The 23,387-nt window shown below is 44.2% G+C and carries 20 protein-coding genes and 1 pseudogene; 9 read left to right on the top strand and 12 right to left on the bottom strand.

Features of this window, described 5'->3' with window-relative positions; genetic code table 11:
• Positions 1 to 161: 161 nt before the first annotated feature.
• The 8 genes and pseudogenes from RIC07_RS28075 to aspS form a co-directional block, all read right to left on the bottom strand.
• Positions 162 to 413, bottom strand: coding sequence for a UPF0175 family protein (locus tag RIC07_RS28075; protein WP_446397392.1), 252 nt, complete (start codon positions 411 to 413; stop codon positions 162 to 164).
• A 116-nt stretch (positions 414 to 529) separates the two neighbouring features.
• Positions 530 to 745 (bottom strand): annotated as a pseudogene (locus RIC07_RS28080) (antitoxin).
• A gap of 164 nt (positions 746 to 909) precedes the next feature.
• Positions 910 to 1,446 carry a YcxB family protein gene (locus RIC07_RS28085; RefSeq protein ID WP_446397393.1) on the bottom strand — a complete coding sequence of 179 codons (537 nt, stop codon included), beginning with the start codon at positions 1,444 to 1,446 and terminating at the stop codon, positions 910 to 912.
• A gap of 149 nt (positions 1,447 to 1,595) precedes the next feature.
• Positions 1,596 to 3,305 (bottom strand): tetratricopeptide repeat protein, encoded by a 1,710-nt coding sequence (locus RIC07_RS28090; RefSeq protein WP_446397394.1) that lies wholly within the window; start codon positions 3,303 to 3,305, stop codon positions 1,596 to 1,598.
• Positions 3,306 to 3,409: 104 nt separating this feature from the next.
• The gene (locus RIC07_RS28095) at positions 3,410 to 3,595 is read right to left on the bottom strand and encodes a DNA cytosine methyltransferase (protein WP_446397395.1); all 186 of its coding nucleotides are present in this window, start codon (positions 3,593 to 3,595) and stop codon (positions 3,410 to 3,412) included.
• A gap of 42 nt (positions 3,596 to 3,637) precedes the next feature.
• On the bottom strand, positions 3,638 to 4,867 hold the full coding sequence (locus RIC07_RS28100; RefSeq protein WP_446397396.1) for a tetratricopeptide repeat protein: 1,230 nt from the start codon (positions 4,865 to 4,867) through the stop codon (positions 3,638 to 3,640).
• Between the two features lie 297 nt (positions 4,868 to 5,164).
• The gene (locus RIC07_RS28105; protein WP_446397397.1) at positions 5,165 to 5,401 is read right to left on the bottom strand and encodes a hypothetical protein; all 237 of its coding nucleotides are present in this window, start codon (positions 5,399 to 5,401) and stop codon (positions 5,165 to 5,167) included.
• 228 nt (positions 5,402 to 5,629) lie between these two features.
• The gene (aspS, locus tag RIC07_RS28110) at positions 5,630 to 7,438 is read right to left on the bottom strand and encodes an aspartate--tRNA ligase (RefSeq protein ID WP_446397398.1); all 1,809 of its coding nucleotides are present in this window, start codon (positions 7,436 to 7,438) and stop codon (positions 5,630 to 5,632) included.
• Positions 7,439 to 7,693: 255 nt separating this feature from the next.
• Here aspS and RIC07_RS28115 point away from each other — a divergent pair, with 255 nt between their 5' ends.
• The 5 genes from RIC07_RS28115 to RIC07_RS28135 all read left to right on the top strand — a co-directional run bounded on the left by RIC07_RS28115 (position 7,694) and on the right by RIC07_RS28135 (position 11,972).
• The gene (locus RIC07_RS28115; protein ID WP_446397399.1) at positions 7,694 to 8,224 is read left to right on the top strand and encodes an orange carotenoid protein N-terminal domain-containing protein; all 531 of its coding nucleotides are present in this window, start codon (positions 7,694 to 7,696) and stop codon (positions 8,222 to 8,224) included.
• Between the two features lie 207 nt (positions 8,225 to 8,431).
• Positions 8,432 to 8,854, top strand: a complete 423-nt coding sequence (locus tag RIC07_RS28120) for a roadblock/LC7 domain-containing protein (protein WP_044211052.1) — start codon at positions 8,432 to 8,434, stop codon at positions 8,852 to 8,854.
• 468 nt (positions 8,855 to 9,322) lie between these two features.
• Positions 9,323 to 10,189: a DUF4388 domain-containing protein gene (locus RIC07_RS28125; protein WP_446397400.1), complete on the top strand. Its 867-nt coding sequence runs from the start codon at positions 9,323 to 9,325 to the stop codon at positions 10,187 to 10,189.
• Positions 10,190 to 10,200: 11 nt separating this feature from the next.
• Positions 10,201 to 10,734, top strand: a complete 534-nt coding sequence (locus RIC07_RS28130) for a GTP-binding protein (RefSeq protein WP_446377337.1) — start codon at positions 10,201 to 10,203, stop codon at positions 10,732 to 10,734.
• Positions 10,735 to 11,105: 371 nt separating this feature from the next.
• Entirely contained in the window at positions 11,106 to 11,972 is an 867-nt protein-coding gene (locus RIC07_RS28135; protein ID WP_446397401.1) for a DUF4388 domain-containing protein, read from the top strand.
• 76 nt (positions 11,973 to 12,048) lie between these two features.
• Here the strand turns inward: RIC07_RS28135 and RIC07_RS28140 are convergent, their stop codons facing one another.
• Positions 12,049 to 12,822: an ABC transporter ATP-binding protein gene (locus RIC07_RS28140; protein ID WP_446397402.1), complete on the bottom strand. Its 774-nt coding sequence runs from the start codon at positions 12,820 to 12,822 to the stop codon at positions 12,049 to 12,051.
• A 366-nt stretch (positions 12,823 to 13,188) separates the two neighbouring features.
• On the opposite strand from RIC07_RS28140, the gene RIC07_RS28145 reads away from it, so the two are divergent.
• Positions 13,189 to 13,548: a hypothetical protein gene (locus RIC07_RS28145; RefSeq protein WP_446377301.1), complete on the top strand. Its 360-nt coding sequence runs from the start codon at positions 13,189 to 13,191 to the stop codon at positions 13,546 to 13,548.
• Between the two features lie 346 nt (positions 13,549 to 13,894).
• On the opposite strand, the gene RIC07_RS28150 is transcribed toward RIC07_RS28145, so the two are convergent.
• Entirely contained in the window at positions 13,895 to 15,112 is a 1,218-nt protein-coding gene (locus tag RIC07_RS28150) for an ABC transporter permease (RefSeq protein ID WP_446397403.1), read from the bottom strand.
• 334 nt (positions 15,113 to 15,446) lie between these two features.
• Positions 15,447 to 16,883, bottom strand: a complete 1,437-nt coding sequence (locus RIC07_RS28155; protein WP_446397404.1) for an efflux RND transporter periplasmic adaptor subunit — start codon at positions 16,881 to 16,883, stop codon at positions 15,447 to 15,449.
• Positions 16,884 to 17,244: 361 nt separating this feature from the next.
• Between RIC07_RS28155 and RIC07_RS28160 the strand changes: the two genes are divergently transcribed.
• On the top strand, positions 17,245 to 18,138 hold the full coding sequence (locus RIC07_RS28160; protein WP_446397405.1) for a tetratricopeptide repeat protein: 894 nt from the start codon (positions 17,245 to 17,247) through the stop codon (positions 18,136 to 18,138).
• Between the two features lie 262 nt (positions 18,139 to 18,400).
• Here the strand turns inward: RIC07_RS28160 and RIC07_RS28165 are convergent, their stop codons facing one another.
• Positions 18,401 to 18,802, bottom strand: coding sequence for a response regulator (locus RIC07_RS28165; RefSeq protein ID WP_446397406.1), 402 nt, complete (start codon positions 18,800 to 18,802; stop codon positions 18,401 to 18,403).
• Positions 18,803 to 18,937: 135 nt separating this feature from the next.
• Between RIC07_RS28165 and RIC07_RS28170 the strand changes: the two genes are divergently transcribed.
• Together RIC07_RS28170 and RIC07_RS28175 are read left to right on the top strand one after the other, a co-directional pair.
• A complete protein-coding gene (locus RIC07_RS28170; protein WP_446397407.1) occupies positions 18,938 to 21,472 on the top strand; it encodes a DNA gyrase/topoisomerase IV subunit A in 2,535 nt (844 codons plus the stop codon).
• Positions 21,473 to 21,906: 434 nt separating this feature from the next.
• Entirely contained in the window at positions 21,907 to 23,235 is a 1,329-nt protein-coding gene (locus RIC07_RS28175) for a type IV pilus twitching motility protein PilT (protein ID WP_446397408.1), read from the top strand.
• Positions 23,236 to 23,387: the final 152 nt, after the last annotated feature.

Consider the following 23,387-nt stretch of genomic DNA (forward strand, 5'->3'; position numbering starts at 1 on the left):
TAATTGAATGGATTAGGCTTGCGTGCATAAATTGTAGGGGCGTGTAGGGGCGCAAGGCTTGCGCCCAATTTAGTAAATGTTACCGTAGTTGAACCTGCAACAACTCAAGATACCCACCCTTACTCAAAAAAATCAGTGGCGAAGTATTAATTACCGTCAAGCTAGGCACGCTCTAACTCCTGCTCCAAATCATCAAAATCTACCTGAAAAACATCAATTTTATGCCGAGCCAAAACTTCTATAAAATCCCGACGATTTAACCCAGCTATCTGCGCCGCTTTCTCCGGAGACACTTCCCCCTGCTGATACCAAAAAATCGCCGCTGCCAAACGCATCTCCTCCCCAAACTCCTGGGGATACTTACGCCGTGCCGACAATATTTCCTCAGAAAAATTTAGAATAATTTGAACCATTTTATTGGACTCTTGGTATTTTTCATTCTCCCCTTATTGTAGAGTAGTGATGCACCCGACAGGATTAGCGATCGCCTGCGGTAGGTTTCGCGATCGCGTAACTCATGGAGAGCAACCTACAAGATATCAAAAGATAGTTCGCGTTTGCTGACAACACAATCTTCAAGGTATAAATTTACTAACTCTTGCCAAGACATTCCTTTTTATTGTGCCATTGCCTCAAAATATTCTATGACTTCTATCCTTAAGGGTAAAGTTACTTGTTGTTTTAATCTTTGGGCAAATGGATTGGGTCTGCTTTTCAGTTTTTCAAAATCATATTCTTTTTTCATTGCTTTAAGCTGTCATGCATTTAAATTGGGTATTAGTAGCGAGCAAGATGCTCGCACTACAAGGATTTCGTCATTATTGACATTACGGTTTAAAGACCAAACAGCTTATCCTCGATAAAATTTACTTTCGTTTAAAGAAATACCAAGCGTTAGTATATTCTGGGTTAATTCCTAAAGAAGTTAGGATCATTATTAATTTTTTCAATGACTATATTTCTAAAACTATCAAGTTGTTCGCTATTGCTAAACACCCGTTTAGGAATAGTAAAGAAAAATTTTTTGGATACGTAAAGATTAAACACATCATTGGCTTCTATGAAATAATCAACGCCTTTCCATTGATATTGAGTTGTTGCATCTACTGAAGTATATTGAATAGTGTTTTCATCTAAATCAATAGTTAAACACTGATGCATACGGGGGTCATTTTTATAATGACCTGAGATTTGCCAACGATATAATTTCTTTGAAATAGGCGGGTTGGTCAAAATAGCTGCTAAAAACATAAAAAATGGAAGAACAATATTAGCAAAAGTAATAGAACCAAAAATAATAGACAAAAATAAAATGATTGATCCAGCAATAATAAAAAAAATAGTGGTAGACCATGAAGAATTTAACACCCCGGGATTCCTAGCTTTGCAATCAGCCTCCATAGCTGCTAGGTATTCATTGAGGGTAAGCCGATACTCCAGTCGCATGATTTCCTCCTATGATGCAGATCATAAATACTGTCATAGAAATATATTAAACGAAGTTAACCGTGAAATCTACTACAAAAAACTCATCCTTATTTCAGTGTCATTCTACTTAGGGTGATAATCATTGGGACAAGTTAAGCCTAGGTTAGTTATTGAGATAAACCTAGCTCAGTTAAGAACCTTTGGCGGTCTTTGATTGCAAATTTGTTGTTAGGGTCAATTTCTAAGGCTTTCTCATAGGAATCCAGTGCCTCTTCGTACCTTTTTAACCTCTCTAGAGTAAGACCTCGACCACGCCAAGTGGTAACATATTCTGGGTTAATTTCTAGGGATTTGTCAAAAGAAGCCAGTGCCTCTTCGTACCTTTTTAATTCCCTTAGTAGATTACCTCGGTTATTCCAAGCGTTAACATATTCTGGGTTAATTTCTAAAGCTTTGTTAAAAGAAGCTAGTGCTTCTTCATGCCTTCCTAAGCCCCATAGTGCAAAACCTCGATTATTCCAAGTGTAAGGATGTCCTGGTGCTGGATCAATGTCTAAGGCTTTCTCATAAGCAGCTAGTGCTTCTTCGTACCTTTTTAAGTACCTTAGTGTATCACCTCGATTATGCCAAGGGTTAGAATAATCTGGGTCAATGTTTAAAGCTTTCTCATAAGCAGCTAGTGCTTCTTCGTACCTTTTTAAGTCCCCTAGTACCAGACCTCGACCATTCCAAGTGTAAGGATTTTCTGGATCAATATCTATGGCTTTGTCATAAGAAGCCAGTGCTTCTTTGTATCTTCTTAATTTTCGTAATGTACGACCTCGACGATTCCAAACGTAAGGATTTTCTGGATCAATATCTAGGGCTTTGTCATAAGAAGCCAGTTCTTCTTTATATCTTGTTAATTTCCGTAAGGTAAGACCTCGACGATTCCAAGCGTAAAAATCTTCTGGATCAATATCTATGGCATTATCATAAGAATTAAGTGCTTCTTCATACCTTTTTAAAATTTCTAGTGTAAGACCTAGATTATACCAAGCTTTAAAATGTTCTGGGTCAATTTCTAGGGATTTTTCGTAAGCATCAAGTGCTTCTTCATACCTTTTTAACTTTCTTAGTGTAAGACCTAGATTATACCAAGCACTAGCATTTTCTGAATCAATTTCAAGTGCTTTTTTATACGAATCAAGTGCCTCGTCGTACCTTTTGTCAGCATACAAAGCATTACCTTCATTCAACCAATAATACTTTCCACTACTACTCGGAAATAATCGACTACTCGGCAATAAAGATGTGAAAATTGAAATCGTCAGTATAGCAAGGAATAATATATTAGTATATTTTCTTGTGTTTTTGTTTTTACTTAAAAAAGCCTTTCTGTCATTGCTTACATTTTGAATTAATATTTGCCTGAAACTATCTAGTGTTTCACTATCACTAAACACTCGCTTGGGAATGATATGGAAACTGATTTTAGATGGATAAAGAATAAATGTATTATTTTCTTCTAGAAAATATTCAAATTTGTCCCATTTAATTTCTGTACTTGAATTTTCTGAAGTAAATGTGACTTGTGTTTCATTTATGTAAACGGTCAGACTCTGATGTAAATGGGTGCTTTTTTCCCATGTCTGTAAAAATAATAAATGAAGTAGTTTATTAGAAATGGGTGGACAAATTATAACTCCTATACAAATAATAAATACATCAATTGTATACTTAAATACAAAGGCTGATGCCAAGCTAAGACAGATAATGAAAATACCAATGCCCCATCGAAACGATGAGCGAAAAATTATGATATTTTGTGCTTTAATACCAGCATCTATGGCAGTTACGTAGTCATTAAAGGTTAGCTGATACTCCAGTCGCATCATTTCCTCCTAAAATGCAGATGATCATCAATACTGTCATAGCAATATATTAAACGAAGTTAACCGTGAAATCTACTACAGAGAACTCATCCTTATTTCAGTGCCATTCAGTCCAGGTTGTTAGAGTCATACAAAGCTTGGATAGGGGGAACGTTCTGTTTGTACGTACTGACTGCCCATGAATTATTTTCTATAGCGGCAACCACGTTCCAACTGCTTTGGTGCAGCCCTAATGTTAAACCACCTGCACCAGCAAACAGATCAAGTGCTTTGGGCGAGTGAGAATTTATCATGGTGAGATTGGTATACCAAGTAACAATTAGATCTGAGGTTAGTTATTGAGATGAACCTAGCTCAGTTAATAACCTTTGGCGGTGCTTGATTACAAATTGGTTGTTAGGGTCAATCTCTAAGGCTTTATCAAAAGAAGCTAGTGCTTCTTCGTACCTTTTTAAGTTTCCTAGCGCAAGACCTCGACCAATCCAAGCGTTAGCATATTCTGGCTTAACATCTAAGGTATTATCATAAGAAGCCAGTGCTTCTTTGTATCTTTTTAATTTATGTAGGGTACGACCTCGACGATACCAAACGAACCAAATGTAAGTATATTCTGGCTTAATATCTAAGGCATTATCATAAGAATCAAGTGCTTCTCTATATCGTTCTAACTTGTCTAAGATAAGACCTTTACTGTACCAAGCATTAAAATATTTTGGGTCAATTTCCAGGGCTTTTTCATGATAAAACAATGATTCTTCATGCCTTTTTAATTCCTCTAGTATAAGTCCTATGTTATACCAAGCATTAGCATTTTTAGGATCAATGTCTAGTGATTTTTTATAAGAGTCTATGGCTTCTTCGTATTGATTTTCAGCATACAAATTATTACCTTTATTTAGCCAATAATACTGATCTCTATACTGATCTCTATTACTTGGAAATAAAACCGTTAAAGTTGAAAAGGCAACTATGCTTAATAAGGCGATATAAAAGTATTTGCGTTTTATAGTTATCTTGGCAGACGAGAAAAAACTATGCTCATTATTAATTTTATCAATAACTATATTCCTAAAACGATCAAGTTGTTCGCTATTGCTAAAAGCCCGTTTTGGAATAATATGATAAGTTATTTTAGATGTGTAAAGATTAAACACATCATCTGCTTCTATGAAATAATCTAAACCTTCCCACTTAATTTTTGTTTTTGAATCTTCTGAAGTAAATTGAATAGTGTTTTCATTCAGGTCAACAGTTAAACACTCGTGCAGACGGGCGGTGTCTTTATAATAACCTGAGATTTGCCAACGATAGAATCTCTTTGAAATAGGCGGACTTATGAAAATAGCCCCCAAAAACATCAGAATTGAAAAAGTAATAGAGCCAAAATCAAGATAATCAAAAATAATAGAAAAAAATCCAGAGATTAATGCAATAATAATGCCAAAAATAGTGATGCACCATAAAATAGTGGTACACGATGAAAACAACCAGGAATTTCTTGCTTTGCCATCAGCCTCCATAGCTGCTAGGTATTCATTGAGGGTAAGCCGATACTCCAGTCGCATGATTTCCTCCTAAGATGCAGATCATAGAAATATATTAAACGAAGTTAACCGTGAACTGTACTACAGATAAAGTAGAGACGTTGCATATAACCGAATCTCTGGAATACTCCCGTATTTCTTGAGGTGGAGCAGATGTTGGGTTTGGCTTAGGTTGAATCGAAAAACGCCCCAGTTTCGATGGACTCTTACCCTTTTTCTGTACTGTTGAGAGAGTCCAATCGGACTGTTTTTTGTAACGGTTTATACATAATGCCATCTCAGTTGCCTGCCAAAGCTGATCCGTTCCCAATTTCTGCGTCAGTTTTCGGGGAATAAGTCTTTCTGAGAAAGATTTTGCACCATATTACAAGAAAAAGGCGATCGCGCCTCTAAATCGACATCAAACTTTACTTGATGCTCCGAGGGGAAAAGAGGATTGTCAAGTCCATTCTTTATCGGCTGGCTTATGCAAGTTTTGTTGACCCATGTCAAGGCGCGATCGCTTTCCCTTTCCTCTGGCTCCAAAATGAACACCTGACAAGGTTTTTGATTCACCCTTCTACGGGGCGCGATGTTTAGAATAAATGAAACTTGAATGATTTACACCACAAGCTTGGAGGGCACGATGGTATCGTGCCCCTACCCAATCCATTATCTCGCTTGTTATGGTAGGGACACGGCATTGCCGTGTCCTCTTGTCCTCTTCTGTACAGCATTATCCAGAAAACGAAGATGTAGAGACGTTGCATGCAACGTCTCTACACTATTGCCAAAACGAACTAACTACTTGACCCCAGACGCTTTCTTCGGCTTATAGGTAGAAGCAACGTGCAATTCTTTCAACTGCTTATCTCCCACTTGGGCAGGTGCTTCTGTTAACAAACAACTGGCTTGTTGTGTCTTGGGAAACGCAATCACATCCCGAATGGATTCTTCCCCAGCTAACAACATAACCAACCGATCCAAGCCATAAGCAATTCCCCCATGAGGAGGGGCTCCATAATCAAAAGCTTCTAGCAAGAAACCAAACTTATTTTGAGCCTCTTCTGGCGACAATCCAATTGCCTCAAATACCCGTTTCTGAATATCAGGTTGGTACATCCGCAAACTACCGCCGCCGACTTCATAGCCGTTATACACTAAATCATACGCTTGCGCCCTTGCCGTTTTCAGATCATTGATATCATCGGGGTGTGGCGCGGTAAAGGGGTGATGAATTGCCTCTAAACGCTTCTCATCCGCATTCCATTCAAACATCGGATAATCTGTCACCCAGAGTAAATTAATTTTCGTTGGGTTAATCAGTCCCAACTCTTGACCCAATACCTGGCGCAGGCGATCCAAGGTTTTATTTACTACATCGGTAGCCCCCGCACCAAACAGCAGTAAATGACCGGGTTTTGCCCCTGTCATCTCCAGCAGTTTCTGTTTCTGTTCCTCAGTGAGATTGTCTTTAATCGCCCCAATCGTATCGATTTCCCAGTTGTCTCGCACCCGAATATAAGCTAAACCCTTAGCACCTGCTGCAGCGGCTTCGTTAAATAAGTCACCACTCTTACCGGGTTTAATTCGCACGTTGGAAATTTTGTCGTTACCGCCAGGAATGGGTAACACTTTTACCTTACCCCCAGCCGAAACTGCACCGGAAAAAACTTTAAATCCAGAGTCTTTCAGCAATTCCGAGACATCCACCAGTTCTAAGCCAAAGCGGGTATCGGGTTTATCCGTACCGTAGCGTTCCATGACTTCGGCGTAGGTAAAACGGGGAAAAGGGCGGGGAATGTCTATCCCTTTTACTGTTTTAAAGATATGACAGACTAAGCCTTCATTAAGCTGGAGAATCTCATCCTGGGACATGAAACTCATTTCCATGTCCAACTGGGTAAACTCTGGCTGACGATCTGCCCTTAAATCTTCATCCCGGAAGCAACGGGCAATCTGATAGTAACGGTCTAATCCAGCAACCATCAACAATTGCTTGAATAATTGCGGGGATTGTGGTAGGGCATACCATTGTCCAGGATTCACGCGAGACGGTACCAAATAGTCTCTCGCCCCTTCCGGTGTGGAACGGGTTAACATTGGGGTTTCCACCTCAATGAAGTGTTGCTCATCTTCTAAATACCGACGAATCGCCTTAATCACCTCATGGCGCAATTCTATATTTTGGCGCATGCGATCGCGACGAATATCCAGATACCGATATTTGAGCCGCAAGTCTTCCCGCACGGCTTCGGCGTCAGCAGTAGACACCTGAAAGGGTAACTGCTTCCGCACCGTATTTAACGGGTTAATCTGATCCGCATACACTTCCACTTCACCCGTGGATAAGTTGGGATTGAGCGAATCATCGGGACGCCGACTCACACGCCCGGTAATTTGTACCACATACTCATTCCGCACGGCTTCTGCATTCTTATAAGAATCCGGCGTGCGCTGAGGATCACTAACAATCTGCACAATACCCGTGCGATCGCGCAAATCTAAAAATATCACCCCCCCGTGGTCACGTCGCCGATCTACCCAACCACAGAGGGTAACGGTTTCACCAACATGGTTACTTCGCAATTCGCCGCAATAATGAGTCCGCATAACCGATGAAAAAATAAGTGCTTTGACAGGGAGGAACGTCTAAGTTGACAGAATGTGAACGCTTTGCCCATTATCCTGCATTCGGTGGTCATTGTCTTTGTCTTCCCACCGACTTCATCGTCTCTGGATAGAGGAAGATGTTGATCTAACCACAGATTCTAAGCAAACTCTACCGATCGGAGGGCGATCCCTGTTTGTAAAGTTTGGTAAACCTAGGAGTAGAGATATTTTGTTGTATTAGAGGAAAGAAACTATATGGCTTCTACTCAACCGACTGGTGTAACTCCAGCCCGCTCTGAGGAGACGAAAAACATAACCCAAGCATTTGAGGGATTGGGTACAGACGACAAACTAGCGTTACTTTACTACATCTACGAAAAAATGGGTGATTCGATCACACCAGCAGCACCCACGGCGGCTGATGCGGAAATCTCCCCCCAACTGCTGCGAGACTTCTACAACCTTTCAGATGATCAGCAGCTAGCCGCGATGCGAGAAATCGTCAATCGTGAAGATACACAAGTATCACGGGCGTATGGTGCATTGAGTGAAAATAACCAATTGTTAGTCTGGTATGCTTGGGCGCAAGGCATGGGTGATACGGTTGTCGATATGCCCTTAGACTACAAAGCCCAGTCAGAGGTGAATTCGATTCTATCCCAAATCGAAAATCTAGATTTCGAGGGGCAAATCTCTCTACTGCGCCAAGTTGCTGGTGATATGGGTTACAGTCCCGTTGACCCCGTTCCCAGCCAGGAAGAAACCGGAAAAACCCCTAGTTTATAGATTCTCAAGGCATTGGGGAAGTAGGGGCTTGGTAACCAAGCCCCTATCTGTTGGTAACCACGCCCCTATCCGACTAATCCGAAAACCTCCGTGATAAGTTCGATTGTGAGATAGAGTTGGATACTTGGATAATGGATGGATTTAGTGGTATTCATACCCTTTAACCGTCTCACCAAATCCAACCCGGACTTATCGAGGATGATGACAATGACCATTAACACGGCGAAGATTGAGAACATTTTGCAGAATTTTGTGACGGGCACCAGTGAGGTTCAGGGAGCAGCTTTGGTGTCTCCAGACGGGCTACCCTTAGCTTCAAGCTTGCCTAATGAGATGGATGAAGAACGAGTTTCCGCCATGTCAGCGGCGATGCTATCGTTGGGAGAGCGGATTGGCTCAGAGTTGTCCCGAGGCTTTCTTGATCGCATCTACGTGGAAGGCGATCGCGGCTACGGCATTTTGACCAATTGCGGCGAATATGCGGTGTTACTGGTTTTAGCCAGCAAAGCGGCGAAACAAGGTGTACTGTTGCTGGAAATTAAGCGTGTGATTCCAGAATTGAAGGCGGCGCTTGATCCAATCCGGAAAATATCAGGAGCTTATGACACTCAATCACAGATCGCCGAATAATTCATGAACCCGACAGGAATCGCAATTCATCTCCTACCTCTATCATGGCTGTGACGAGGTGGGATACTCTCTTACACTCGCCGAAGAGTGAGTTTGCCTATAATGCAGTGTGGGCTTGGGTTTAAGCTCAAATACAGGATAGAGATTTAATCCCCATAGCTCTATCAAGTCGGTACGGTACGCTAAAGCGCTGCTCACAGATAAGTCTTGAACTTGAAAGAATCCTGAAAACCGACACCCAATCTTGAATCAGGCAGTGTAAACTTGTCCTGACTGTTGCTTTGGCGCTCTGACTGATGTTGCCAAGGTTAGGATAACACGATTACTATAGATCATAAAGATATTTATGATTTATCTAAGATAAGTAACAAAAAATTGATTATTCTTCAATTGGAATTCTAAACCTAAGACAATAAGTCTAGAGTTTGCCTATTTTTTGACAATTTTTTAGCAAGTAGTGAACAAGTAATGGCAATTACAAGCTGTTTATCGGAGTTTTCTCTCCCTGAACTATTTCAATTTCTGGATCAAGGCAGCAAAACCGGATTGCTGACCTTGCGGTTTCTGACGGAGAATCATGAGAAACGAGTACGCCATGTACTATTACATCAAGGGCGTATTGTCGCTGTGACCAATCGCTTGGATCACCAGTGCTTGCTCGCCATGATTGTACAACGAGGCTGGATTAGCCCGGAAGTGTTGCGAGAGCAGGTGAACCGTTGCCCAGCCAATATTCCGATTGGTTTATATTTAAAGACTCAATCGTTTCTCCAGCCGGAACAACTCAGACTGTTGTTCCACGCTCAAGTTCTACGGCAAGTCTGTGGTTTGTTTCGGCTGAGAGAGGCTCGATTTAAATTTGATACTAAAGCGACTTTGCCCACCACGGAAATGACTGGCTTAAGCCTCAGCGCCACCGAAGCCACGTTAATGGGTTTACGAGTGTTAAGAGACTGGGTATTATTAGCAAACAAACTACCAGAACCAACCTCCGCCCTGTCGAGAGTAGTGATTGGCAAGCGTCATCTGCGCTTGGATTCGCTGGAAGGGCAAGTTTGGCAGCGATCAAATGGCTCGATTTCTCTGAATACAATGGCAACTCAGCTCAAACAACCCATAGAAATAATTCAACAAACGGCATTCCGACTGATTAGCGTGGGTTTAGTCCAAGAAGTCCCAATGATGACGGCGGCGTCTCGTTCTAAAGCAATGGCAGAAGACGTGTTAGAGCCTGTCGCTGCTGGAACTAATCACGGTAGTAAAGAGGATAATGGCTCTGAGGTTAGTCCTTCCTTTATGCAAAACTTGCTGGGTTTCTTGAGGAGCAGCAAGTAACGGTGGAAATTATGCGTCTAGTTGTTACGGGTACAGTGGGTGCTGGCAAGTCCACCTTCATTCGCTCAGTTAGCGAGATTGCCGTAGTTGATACGGATCGACTCTCAACCGATCAAACTACTGAGATTAAGAAAAAAACAACCGTAGCGATGGACTTTGGACGCTTACAATTTGCTCCAGAAATGGCATTGCATCTCTATGGTACACCCGGACAAGCTCGCTTCGATTTTATGTGGGATATCTTGATTCGCAAAGCCCATGCTTATATCCTTTTGGTAGATGCTCACCGACCTAGCGATTTTCGCTCAGCCCGTAAGCTGCTCGCGTTTATGAAACAGAGGGTAGACATCCCTATGCTAATTGGCTTGACCCACAGGGATTGTGAAGGCGCTTGGTCTGAAGAAAATGTCGCGATCGCGCTAGGGTTTGTGGATGAAAAAACTCGTCCGCCTTTCGTTACCTTAAATGCGAATGAAAAAGATTCAGTTATTGATACTCTAATTGTTTTAATTGAACATTATTTAAATTGTGTTGTTAAAACATAAACGTTTGGGCATTTTTAAGCTTTGCTATAAACAAAATCTATAAAAAAATAAATTTACATCACTATATTTAATTATTGCCAACGCCAGAAGCCACAGAAGGCAAATCCCATTTTTGTAAATCATTATGGATCGTGTGAGCATTTTGTTCATATCCAGATGTTTTACTTCATGCAAGCTTCGGCATCCTCGCTACTTGGGCTGACGTGACAGGATCATGCTGAAAAAATTAAGACTATCGGCTAATATGAATAATTGTTAAGCTATAATATTATTAAGAAAATATAAAATTAAGCTAACTTCCTTTAAAGCTTCAACACGTCCTGCCTGATTGAAGTCTGGGCTGATGTTCTTAAAACTGTCCTTTTAAAACTATGGCTATTACAGGTTACTTATCTGACTTATCCCTTCCCGAACTGTTTCATTTGATTGAACAAGGGAAAAAAACCGGGTTACTCACATTACGCACCGCATTAACCAGACCATCAATTCCCTATTATGTATGGGTTCACCAAGGTCGTATTGTCGCGACGGCTAATCGCTTGGATGGTCAAGGTTTAATCGCCCTGATTGAGCAGTACCAGTGGGTGAGCGATCGCGTGGTAGCCAAGTTAGTCCAATGGTGCTGTCCGACAGGAAAACCTCTGGGGTTGTGTCTCAAAAATCACGGTGTTTTACAAACCGAACATCTCAAGCAGTTATTCCAAGTTCAGGTTTTACAGCAAATTGGGACTCTGTTCCAACTCAAAGATGCTCAATTTAAATTGGAGCAGAATGCACCCCTACCTGGGCGAGAAATGACGGGGTTGAGCATACCCGCCACCGAAGCCACATTAATGGGATTACGGGTGCTGCCAAACTGGGATACCTTAGCTGATAAATTACCCGATCCTAATAGCGGTTTAATCAGTACAAAGACAGGTCAACTTCGTTCCCGATTAGATCCAGTCGAATGGCAGATTTGGGAGTACACGAAAGGGACAGTTTCGCTGAAAATGATTGCCAGGGAACTACGATTACCCATAGAAAAAGTGCAGCAAATTGCGTTTGCTCTGATTACTGTCGGTTTAGCTGAAGAAGTGCCGTTATTCATGGGAAATCTACCCACTCAATCCGTTGAACCCCTACCCGCGCAATTGACGGAAGAATCGGACACTAAAACGCTCAGTCAATCTTTCGTACAAAACGTTATGAGTTTTTTGCGGAACAGTAAAGCCAAACCAATATCAATTGGAACTTAATGGCGGGTTTGTAGGGGCGGGTTTCACCACTATCCTTTCGGTTTTAACTAGATTTGACTAAACCCGCCCTCCGGATTTAGGCTGACGACGCTGTTGCTACTTTTACCATTTCCTCTGGAGTCAAATGAGAATGAATGACTTCACCATCCCGAAACCAAACAATACGCTTTGTCAAACGAGCGACATCTGGTTCGTGAGTCACCATCACCACCGTAATTCCCTCCTGATTGAGTTGGCTAAATAACCCAATTACTTCAGCCGTTGTATGAGAATCCAGCGCCCCAGTTGGTTCATCTGCCAACAGTAATACAGGTTGATTGACGATCGCGCGAGCAATGGCTACCCGTTGCTGTTGTCCACCAGACAGTTGATTGGGCTTATTTAACTGGCGGTTTTCCAATCCTACTCGCTTTATAGCACTCATGGCGCGATCGCGTCGTTCTTGGGGGGAAATTCCAGCATACACCATGGGCAACATCACGTTTTCCAAGGCGGTGAGTTGGGGTAGCAAGTGAAACTGCTGAAACACAAAGCCAATCTTGACATTGCGAATCCCAGCTAATTGAGTATCATCAAGACGAGAAACATCCACACCATCGAGGTAATAGCGTCCAGACGTGGGTTGATCAAGACAGCCGATAACATTCATGACAGTTGATTTTCCCGAACCCGACGCCCCCATAATTGAGCAGTATTCACCTTTTTCTATGGTTAGATTTACTTGGCTGAGGGCTTTGACTTCTGTGTTACCCGTACCATAAACCTTAGATATATTTTCTAGACGAATAATGATGGGTGTTTCAACTGCCGTTGAATGAATCGACGATGGAAAATTGATAGAGTCGTGCATAAATTCCTACGGTTAATAAAGAAGACAATTGTAGGGGCAGGTTTAGGAACTCAATTATGTATTCATTAATAATTCAACAACAAAACCCCTCCTACCCATTGATAACGAACAAAAACCAATTGTAGGGGCGGGTTTAGGAACTAAATTATGTATTCACCGATAACTCAGCAACAAAACCCGCTCTACCCACTGATAACGAACAAAAACCAATTGTAGGGGCGGGTTTAGGAACTAAATTATGTATTCACCGATAACTCAGCAACAAAACCCGCCCTACCCACTGATAACGAACAAAAACCTAAATATTATTTTGGGTTTATAATCATAATATTTCATCAAAGCTATAGATAGACAGGGGTAAATTCAATGCTGAAAAAACTGAGAGGTGGATTTTTAATGGGAATTGGCTATATGCTCTCCCCATTATCGTGGTGGAATGATTTATTTTTTAATTTGCCCATTGCCTACCTTTTTGCCTATCTGTTCAGTTGGATTTTCCCTGACCTGTTTTTACCGCTCACCGCTGTTGGTTACTGGCTCTCCAATATTATAGGGATTTTAATGATGCAAATAGGGGCGACAGATATGTTTTTTGAGCAAAAGCAGCGGAATCCTAAAAAAGATTTACTCATTGGTTTTGGGGCATCAACGGTTTACACCTTAGTTGTTTTAGCACTAATGTATTTCCATGTTCTCGAATCTCCCGTATTTTTGGTGAATCAGTAGAACGGTTTTGTTCATTTATCGGTGAGGTAGGGCGGGTTTTGTTGTTCATTTATCGGTGAGGTAGGGCGGGTTTTGTTGTTCATTTATCGGTGAGGTAGGGCGGGTTTTGTTGTTCATTTATCGGTGAGGTAGGGCGGGTTTTGTTGTTCATTTATCGGTGATTAGCTGAATTGATTCCCTAAACCCGCCCCTACAATTGTGCCTAAACCCTCTCCTACAATTATGCCTAAACCCGCCCCTACAATTGTCAATTGTGCTTAAACCCTCTCCTACAATTGTGACTAAACCCGCCCCTATAAATTGTTGCTAAACCCACCCCTACCATTGACTGATAACGGATGACGTTCTAAGCGCTTCTCAATGCCACAATCGGGTCAAGTTTCGCGGCTTGTCTGGCGGGAACGACGCCAAAAAATAAGCCAATTCCACCAGAAACGCCAACCGCCACGAGAATAGCGATGGGAGAAATTCCAGCTTTTAATGGCGTTACGGCACCAACCAGCATAACACCGCTCACACCAATTGCTGTGCCGATGACACCCCCGGCGGCGGAGAGAATAATGGCTTCAATCATAAACTGAATTAGGATATCCTGTTCTCTAGCACCCACGGCTTTCCGCAGTCCAATTTCCTGGGTTCGTTCCCTAACTGACACCAGCATAATGTTCATCACGCCGATACCGCCAACAACTAAGGAAATGGCTGCGATCGCGGCAAGCATGATCGTTAAGGCACCTGTCACCGTATTGACAATTTGTAAGATATCCTCCTGAGTCTGAACGCCAAAATCATCTTCACCCACAATCTTATGGCGTCGTCGCAGTAAGTTTTCAATTTGAAACTGGGCTGCACTAATACTATCTCGATTCCTAGCAGAAATAGCAATCCAGCTAATTTGAACCCCGTAAGGCGAAGTGCGTCCCCGCAATCGATTCGCCATCGTACTCAGAGGGATAAACACCGCATCATCCTGGTTATTCCCTAAAAAAGTACCTTTGGGTTCCATCACCCCGATAACTTCAAAGCTAACATCTTTAATTCGCACCGATTGACCAATCGGATCTTGATAGCCAAATATTTTTTCGACGACTTCCGAACCGAGAATGACAACTTGGTTATTGCGTTTGACATCAATATCGTTAAAAAACCGTCCTTTGGCAATATTAAAGCTACGAACAGATGGAAATTCTGGAGTCGTTCCTATCACCAATGAATTACTATTGCGATTGCGGTACGTAATTAAATATCTCAGATTAATTTGCGGAGCAACTTCGGCAACGGCTGGAACTTGAGTCGCGATCGCCTTAGCATCTTCCCAAACCAATGTTTTGGGAAAATCAACCGTTGTTTGTTGCGCTTCACGAGAGCCGGGAATCACAAATAGGACATTGGGTCCGAGAGCTTCAAACTGTTCAGAGGCTAGCTTTTGCGCTCCTTGTCCAATCCCCACCATCGCGATCACTGAGGCATTGCCAATGATAATACCCAGCATGGTTAAGCTACTGCGTAGCTTGTTCGCCATCAATGTGGTGGACGCCATTTTGATGCTTTCTACAATATCCATTGGTCATTAGTCATTGGTCATTGGTCATTGGTCATTGGTCATTATAGGATTATCGTGGTTGTAGGGGCGAGTCGCTGCACATAGTAGGCGGCGTAAGAATCAACCTATATCGACTCGCCCCTGTCTAAATGCAGTGTTAGATAATTACCGATACCCTGCGGGAGGCGACCCGGTAAAATTAAGGGGTAGGTAATGTTGATTGGGTATGGCGGGTCGCCCCTACAATGTTTGCCTAGAGACTGTTTTTTTTCGGAAGACCAATAGATAAAAGAGGCGACAAAGACGGATTGGCAATTAGCGATCTTGGTTCCCCTTAAACTTCTCCACATTTCTCCTACTCTTCTTCGTCAGGATTATAGTTTTCAGGCAAATCAATAAAAACCTTTTCCCCTTCTCTCAATCCCCTAATAATCTGAGTTTTATCCTCAATAGTTGCTCCAATTGTGACAGGTTTAAACTTCGGCTGATCTTCAAAATCAGGAACCATAACTCCAGTTTCGCCCTCTTGAGTCACAACCGCCACTGTCGGAACAACCAGAGCATCGCTAATCGGTTTTCCTAAAAATGTCAGATCAACATTCATACCTGATCGCAACTTTTCTTGTGCTTCAGGTGCTAGAGCAACTCGCACTTGAAAAGACGTAACATCATTCTCTACAACAGCTTCTGGGGCAACCAGCCTCACCTGACCTCGGAAAGCCTGATCCGGAAACGCATCTGAGATCACTTGTACTAGCTGTTTTTCTTGAATTTGTCCAATATCCACTTCGGGAACCTCAGCCAGAACTTCCAGTTGCTTTTTCGCTAACGCAACAATTGATGTTGAGGTGGCTGACGCTGTACTCGACGCGGAGGTTGTCGGCGTGACAAATGCACCTTCATCGGTATATTTCTGAGTAATAATTCCTGAAAAAGGCGCCCGAATAATCGTGTCTCTCCCTTGAATTTTAGCAGCTAGTAATTGAGCGTTAGCTGATTCCACTGCGGCTTCAAGCTGGTCAATTTCTTCTTTGCGAGTTCCGTTGACCAGTTGCTGCAAGGCAAATTCAGCTTCTTTAACCGCAGCATTGAGTTGAAAAATTTCTGGGCTAGTTTGAGTATTTTTGGTCTCGCGGACTTGCTCTAAACGTTGTTGAGCTTCATCAAGCTGAGCTTTAGCAGTGCGAGCTTCAGCGAATACCTCTTGGAACTGATCTTGAGACACGACTCCCTCCTCCACCAAGTACTTATACCGTCGAAATCGTACTCTGGCTAAATCGAAGCGGGAACTAGCAGTTTGGACTTGAGCAATCGCTTGGTTAATTTCGCTGGGATTACCGACGAGGGCTTCAGCTAAACGGGCTTTTGCCTGCTTGAGTCGCTGTTCAGCTTGTTTAATTTCCTCAGAACGAGGACCAGCTTTAGCTTCATCGAGACGGGCTCGTGCCTGCTTTAGGTCAGCTTCAGCTCTGTACAATTGAGCTTGAACATCGTTTTGCTCCATCACCGCAATCAAGTCTCCCTTTTCAACCTGATCACCTTGTTCGACTTCCAGCTTGACCAAACGACCCGCCGTTTTCGGACTAAGGTTGACTGTTTGAATAGGTTGTACCGTACCATTTGCTGTGATCCGTACTGCTAAATCCTGCACATCCACTGGCACAGTTAGTTCATCAAGATCAACGGTGTCTGGTTTTGCCGCAATCACAAAATATCCCGCACCACCCGCGACAAGAAGGCTGGCTGTGATGAATCCCATTATCCAAGGGAGAGGATTGTTGACTTTACCCATAGTCTGCGTCAGGTTTGCCCATCAATCTGCTACAGCAGAGTTTTTGCTTTTCAGGAGTGAACACTTATTTTCCTCGCAAGGCGCAAAAACTAAAAATGCTCCGTTCAAGGCTTAAGTCGGCGCTACGCCAAAGACGCTGATCCAAGCCGCTCAAGTTCCTGGTTTCTTCTCTATAGTAACGGCATCAGCCAAGCAGAAGCGTCCAGATTGGCTTGACCCTTCGGCTTCGCTCAGGGTCAACCTTGACAAGATCAGGCTTTGTTGTATGTTGGCTGGCGTCATTCTAGGAACCCTTACACGAGAATACCAGTAAGAGTGCTAACGTAGCTGAAGATTCCTTGTTGTGGTTTGAGACTCCATCGTGTTCAAACGTATTCTGTTATTGCCGATTTTTGTTCTGCTCGCTTTCGTGAGCAAACCTGCTCCTGTTTCTGGACAAGCCCTGCTTCCCTATACTCTACAGCTCGATGCTGAGGAATTGGAGCAGCAAGGCTTGAATCTGGCGCAGGATGCCGTTCAGCTTACCCGCTTCCAGCAATACGATCTCGCCTTGTCTAGAGCTAAACTAGCAACTCAGCTTGCTCCCAATAGTTTTGAAACTTGGTTTATTTTGGGAACCTTGTATGTCCAAAACCAGCAATTCGACGAGGGAATTGAGGCACTCTCTAAGGCTCAATCCTTGAAACCTGAAGAGGCTGGTGTTCTCTTCTCCTTAGGCAATACCTATTTTCAGAAAGAGGAATATCGAAAAGCTGTATCTAGTTTAGAAGCTGGCTTGAAGATAGAACCTGAGGTTCCCGAAGCGCTCTTTGATCTAGGCAACGCCTACTATATGCTGGATCAGTATCCAATGGCGATCGCTGCCTACGAAAAAGCTGCCGATCAGGAACCGAGCGATACCTGGCCCGTGTGGCCCGCGATTAATAATATCGGGTTGGTCATGTATGAACAGGGGGATGTGGCTGGCGCGATTGATAAATGGCAAGCCGCGATCGCGATTGATCCAGAAGCGGCTGAACCGAAGCTGGCTGTAGCGGTAGCCCTTTATAGTCAAGGGGAGCAAGACAGAGGACTTGCCCTAGGGGAAACTGCCCTCCGCTCAGATGAGCGTTATGCTGATTTAGATTTCCTCAAGGAAAATCTTTGGGGGGAACGTCTGATCTCTGATACTCAAAAATTCTTGGCAAACCCCAGAATTCAGGCAACCATTGCCCCCGGTGGCAATGCTCCTGTACAAGTGGACGTTGCCCCTTGAATCAAAATTTGAGTGTTCCCAGACGCGCCGTGGCGCGTCTCTACGTTGCTAAGGTATGGTATCAGGGGATGTATAAACAAAACTGACCGCAAGCTTTCTGACGTTTTTCATCCTCTATGTTTTGCCGAAACGGTTGTGGTACAGTACAGGTGTACTTTAGCAAGACTCTAGGGGTTCGGCAATGTCAGCACCCAGTTTCAGAGGATGAATCGTCCTATACCAACCAGGGTTATCTCCAGGTGTTGCTCTTACTCAGGTTTGCCTAATCATCTTTGGGCAGAAGTGCCAGGATTTGATCGACAAACTGTTGATGATCCACAACAGGTTTAGAGATATAACCATCAGCACCACTTTGCTTAAGGAAGTTTTCGCGATCGCCTTCCATAGCATGAGCCGTGACTAATATAATGGGCAGACTGCTGGTTTGAGCATCCGCTTTCAGCATCTGGGTAATCTTGATGCCATCGACTGGCTTACCTTTGTAAACACTGTGAGCCAGGGAAACATCCATCAAGATAATATCTGCATCTCCCGCGTGGGCAATTTTCATGACCTCCTCTACATCTTCGGTTCCCTTGACATTCAAGCCACCCCGCTTCGTGAGAATTTTGGAAAAAACGCGAAGATTAATGGGATCGTCTTCTACAATCAGAACGGTTTTCATGGGCGTTGCATCAAGAAAGTCGTCTTTTCAACAAAAGTGCGATTTGATCATCAGTCTGACAGGGACTGGGCAATGTTGCCACAAAAAAAATCAAATTTTCATCTCGTTGTGGTTAGAAATTAGGAAACAGAACTCATGGCAAAACAGTTGAATCTGCTGGCGACTGGTCAAGTTATTCCCACGCCCCTCCATGCAGAGATGCAACAGTCATATCTTGAATATGCCATGAGTGTCATCGTTGGGCGTGCCCTGCCAGACGTTTGCGACGGTCTAAAGCCCGTGCATCGGCGTATCTTGTATGCCATGTACGAATTGGGTTTAACACCCGATAGACCCTACCGCAAGTGCGCTCGCGTAGTGGGTGATGTTTTGGGGAAATATCATCCCCATGGGGATCAAGCTGTATACGATGCTATGGTGCGCTTGGTCCAAGACTTTTCCACTCGCTATCCACTATTGGCGGGTCATGGCAATTTTGGGTCGGTGGATAACGACCCACCGGCTGCCATGCGTTACACAGAGACGCGGCTGTCTCCCATTAGTCATGAAGCCCTCCTATCAGAAATTGGCGAGGCAACCGTTGATTTTATCGATAATTTCGACGGCTCTCAACAGGAGCCTGTGGTTTTACCCGCTCAACTACCCATTTTACTGCTCAATGGTTGCTCTGGCATCGCGGTTGGCATGGCAACGAATATTCCGCCTCATAATCTGGGCGAAATTGTGGACGGGTTAATCGCCTTGATTGATCGCCCGGATCTGGCGGATGAAAAATTATGGAAATTAATTCCCGGACCCGATTTTCCCACGGGGGGTGAAATTATCGACACGTCGGGAATTCGGGATGCCTATCGCAGTGGACGCGGCATTATTCCGGTGCGGGGAATCGCCAAGGTAGAAGAGCTTCAAGTCGGTCGCACTCGCCGTCATCGCCGCACGGCACTCATTGTCACAGAATTACCCTATCAAGTGAATAAAGCGGCTTGGATTGAAAAAATTGCCGATCTGGTTAACCAAGGACGCTTAGAGGGAATTTCTGATTTGCGCGATGAGAGCGATCGCCGGGGGATGCGGGTGGTTGTGGAACTTAAACGGGATGCTCATCCCAGAGATGTTCTCAAACACCTCTACAAACAAACTCCTCTACAAAGTAACTTTGGCGCGATAATGCTGGCATTAGTCAACGGACAGCCCCGCCAGCTACCCCTACGGCAATGTCTGGAAGAATTCTTACGGTTCCGGGAACAAACCCTGACCCGGCAATATACCTATGAACTTGACCAGAAACGACAACGGCGTCATCTGGTGGAAGGATTATTGGTTTGCTTAAATCAACTCACTCGCGTGGTTGAAATCCTCACCCATGCGCCTGATGGCACAACCGCCAAGACTCGGTTTCAAGACCAGTTAAACCTGAGTGAGAGTCAAGCTGATGCCATCCTCGCCATGCCGATGCGCCGCCTCACGGGGTTAGAACGGCAAAAACTCCAAACCGAATTTGAGGAACTCACCGCCCGCATTGAAACCCTCCAGGAATTACTCAGTAGCCGACATGAACTCCTCAAAACCCTGAAAAAAGAACTGCGATCGCTCAAACGAAAATATGCTGATCCGCGTCGCACCAAGATCCGGTCAGCGCAATCTCTTAAAGAACCAAAACAACCCAAATCCGAAAAACAAACCCGCAAGAAAACCAAAACCTCAGACAACCCGAAAACCTCAACCTCAAAACCACCATCGCCGAGTCTGATTGAAACGGAAGTCGAACAAACGGTTCTGGAGTTTACCTATCAAGGACACGTACAACGCCTACGTTCTGCCCCTGATCCCAAATCCAAACCCTCGATCAAAGATGGGAACGATTTTGTGGTTCAGACCCAGCAAACCAGCACAGCGTCAGAATTTGCCACCCTAACCAGTGGGGGCAAAGCCTACCCCTTGAAAGTGCAAGATATCCCGCCAGCCGCCGGACGCAAGCAAGGCATTCCCTTGACTCGTCTCCTTCCTGATGCGGCTCAATCTGAAACTGTTATCGCCCATTTTCGACCCCAAGAACTCACCGAGTCTCTCAGCCTGATTTTGCTCACCCAACAGGGGCGCGTGAAGCGTCTACCTGCTACCGAGTTACTTAACTTAACGGCACGCGGTTTAACCGTGGTCAAGCTTAAAGAGGAGGATTCTCTAGCGTATGTTACCCTGGCTCAACCCAATGATGATCTGATTATTGCCACCAGTAATGGGCGCTTATTACGCTTTGAAATTAACGACCAAAATTTGCCGATTATGGGGCGTACAGCCCAAGGAAATCAGGCGTTGCGACTGCGGCGTCGGGAGCAATTAGTGGGATGTGTCGCGATCGCGCCCAACGAGAATCTGTTACTGGTATCCGAGCAAGGCTATGGCAAACGCATCGGACTCGGTGTTGTCAGACGCATCAAACGCGGTGATCTTGGCACTCAAGCCCTTCAATTTAAAACCTCAACGGATCGGTTGATAGGAGTCATCAATGCCTCTCAAACCGAGACGGCTGTGTTGCTTACCAGCGATGAGCGAGTCATGACGGTATCGTTAAAATCTGTAAAGTTGTTAGGGAAAGATGGGTGTGGCGATCGTTTGGTCAAACTCAAGTCCGATGAAACAATTATCGCGGTTACAACAATCCTGCCGTGATTACGTAGGGTCACGGCAGTGCATTGGTGTCAACTACAGGCGAGAAAACCAATGCTGGCAAGGTTTTAAGCTGTGTCTATCTACTCCTCGACATTTCCCCCTCATCCCCTAACCCCAACTCCGGACCTGGGGAGAAGGGGGATCGGATTCTCTTATTCCCCTCTTGCTCCCCTCTCCCAAGCTTGGGAGAGGGGCTGGGGGTGAGGGCTGGCGTGGGAGAGGGGCTGGGGGTTAGGGGTTGAGCTTAAGTTGACACGGGTGGGCAGTGCCGTGCCCCTACAAGTGGGTCTGATGTAACCGAAAACTTTTCGATCAGCTAGATATGGTTTTATAGTGGGGGATAAGTGTGAAGTGAATAATATTTAATCCCTAAAGCTTGGGAATTCTGGAAGCACCAGTATAGAAAATCTAACTTAAGTGATAGTTCAACCATCATGACCGATCCCAAACGACCTCCGAGTGCGCCGCCACCCCCTCCACCCCGCGTTCCTCCAGCGCCACCGCCACCGCCCAGGGGAGGAGCATCTCGGAAAGCGCCGCCAGGGGCAACCCAAGCGATGCCCTCTAAAACAATGCCGATGCCGCCTAAAGGGGGTCAATCAGCATCAGATCCTACTGCCGTTAAAACAGCACCGAGTTCTCGTCAAGCTTCACCTGGCGTCAAACCCCGGACACCAGCGCCGAGTGCAGGACTTTCTCCCGGACAGCCAACATTAGCCCAACTGATCCGGGAAGCCTATGATAAGGGATTTTCTGACGTTCACGTCGGTGTGGGTGAAGTCCCTCGGATGCGGAACCGAGGGGAAATGGAACATACAGAACATCCTGTAACTGATAAACCAACGTTTATGAATTGGTTGCGGGAAATTCTCACCGATGAAGAAATTCGTCGCTTCCAAAACGAACTCGAATTTGATGGTGCGGCACAGTATGACTTTGCCCGGGTGCGGATTAATATTTTTGACACCTTAACTGGACCTGCATTAGTCATGCGCTTGATTCCACTCAAGATTTTGACGATGGAACAGTTGCGACTCCCTTCAATCCTTAGGGATGTCTGTAATTATCACAAGGGTTTAATTCTAGTCACGGGTCCAACTGGTTCAGGTAAGTCAACGACGCTAGCGGCGATGATTGACTACATGAACAAGGAGATGCCAAAGCATATCATTACGATTGAAGACCCAATCGAATTTGTTCACAAAAGCCAAAAAGCCCTAATTAAACAACGGGAAGTCGGCGCTCATACCCTCCAGTTTGACAATGCTTTAAAAGCTTCTTTACGGGAAGATCCGGATGTGATTCTGGTGGGGGAAATGCGGGATCGGGGCACCGTTAATACTGCGCTGAAAGCTGCTCAAACAGGTCACTTGGTTATGGGAACGCTGCACACGAACAGTGCGGTGAAGACCATTGAACGGATTCTCAATCTTTATAATCCAGAAGAACAACACGCCATCCGTGTGGCTTTTGCTGAATCAATGGTGGCAATCATTGCCCAAGGCTTATGTCGTACCACTGATGGCAAACGTGCCGCCTTCCACGACATTCTGATTAATACAGAAGCGATTCGGGATTATATCCGCAAGGGTGAATATGAGGAAGTTCACGAACTGATGGCGGCTAATGAATTTGACGGCATGATGACGATGAATAAGTCCTTGTTTAACCTTTATCAGGAAGGACGTATCACTGAAGAAACTGCCCTAGAACAGTCGCCGACCCAAAATGAAATGGCGATGATGTTACGGGGTCGTATTTAATTGTCATTTGTCATTTGTCATTTGTCATTGGTCATTTGTCATTGGTCATTTGTCATTGGTCATTTGTCATTGGTCATTTGTCATTGGTCATTTGTCATTGGTCATTTGTCATTGGTCATTTGTCATTGGTCATTTGTCATTGGTCATTTGTC

This window comes from Coleofasciculus sp. E1-EBD-02 (assembly GCF_040218245.1).
In the GTDB taxonomy this organism is placed as follows: Bacteria; Cyanobacteriota; Cyanobacteriia; order Cyanobacteriales; family Coleofasciculaceae; genus Coleofasciculus.

Coding starts and splice junctions, on each gene's coding strand:
- RIC07_RS28075 (WP_446397392.1), bottom strand. CDS start 413: ATGGTTCAAATTATTCTAAATTTTTCTGAGGAAATATTGTCGGCACGG.
- RIC07_RS28085 (WP_446397393.1), bottom strand. CDS start 1,446: ATGCGACTGGAGTATCGGCTTACCCTCAATGAATACCTAGCAGCTATG.
- RIC07_RS28090 (WP_446397394.1), bottom strand. CDS start 3,305: ATGATGCGACTGGAGTATCAGCTAACCTTTAATGACTACGTAACTGCC.
- RIC07_RS28095 (WP_446397395.1), bottom strand. CDS start 3,595: ATGATAAATTCTCACTCGCCCAAAGCACTTGATCTGTTTGCTGGTGCA.
- RIC07_RS28100 (WP_446397396.1), bottom strand. CDS start 4,867: ATGCGACTGGAGTATCGGCTTACCCTCAATGAATACCTAGCAGCTATG.
- aspS (WP_446397398.1), bottom strand. CDS start 7,438: ATGCGGACTCATTATTGCGGCGAATTGCGAAGTAACCATGTTGGTGAA.
- RIC07_RS28115 (WP_446397399.1), top strand. CDS start 7,694: ATGGCTTCTACTCAACCGACTGGTGTAACTCCAGCCCGCTCTGAGGAG.
- RIC07_RS28120 (WP_044211052.1), top strand. CDS start 8,432: ATGACCATTAACACGGCGAAGATTGAGAACATTTTGCAGAATTTTGTG.
- RIC07_RS28125 (WP_446397400.1), top strand. CDS start 9,323: ATGGCAATTACAAGCTGTTTATCGGAGTTTTCTCTCCCTGAACTATTT.
- RIC07_RS28130 (WP_446377337.1), top strand. CDS start 10,201: ATGCGTCTAGTTGTTACGGGTACAGTGGGTGCTGGCAAGTCCACCTTC.
- RIC07_RS28135 (WP_446397401.1), top strand. CDS start 11,106: ATGGCTATTACAGGTTACTTATCTGACTTATCCCTTCCCGAACTGTTT.
- RIC07_RS28140 (WP_446397402.1), bottom strand. CDS start 12,822: ATGCACGACTCTATCAATTTTCCATCGTCGATTCATTCAACGGCAGTT.
- RIC07_RS28145 (WP_446377301.1), top strand. CDS start 13,189: ATGCTGAAAAAACTGAGAGGTGGATTTTTAATGGGAATTGGCTATATG.
- RIC07_RS28150 (WP_446397403.1), bottom strand. CDS start 15,112: ATGGATATTGTAGAAAGCATCAAAATGGCGTCCACCACATTGATGGCG.
- RIC07_RS28155 (WP_446397404.1), bottom strand. CDS start 16,883: ATGGGTAAAGTCAACAATCCTCTCCCTTGGATAATGGGATTCATCACA.
- RIC07_RS28165 (WP_446397406.1), bottom strand. CDS start 18,802: ATGAAAACCGTTCTGATTGTAGAAGACGATCCCATTAATCTTCGCGTT.
- RIC07_RS28170 (WP_446397407.1), top strand. CDS start 18,938: ATGGCAAAACAGTTGAATCTGCTGGCGACTGGTCAAGTTATTCCCACG.
- RIC07_RS28175 (WP_446397408.1), top strand. CDS start 21,907: ATGACCGATCCCAAACGACCTCCGAGTGCGCCGCCACCCCCTCCACCC.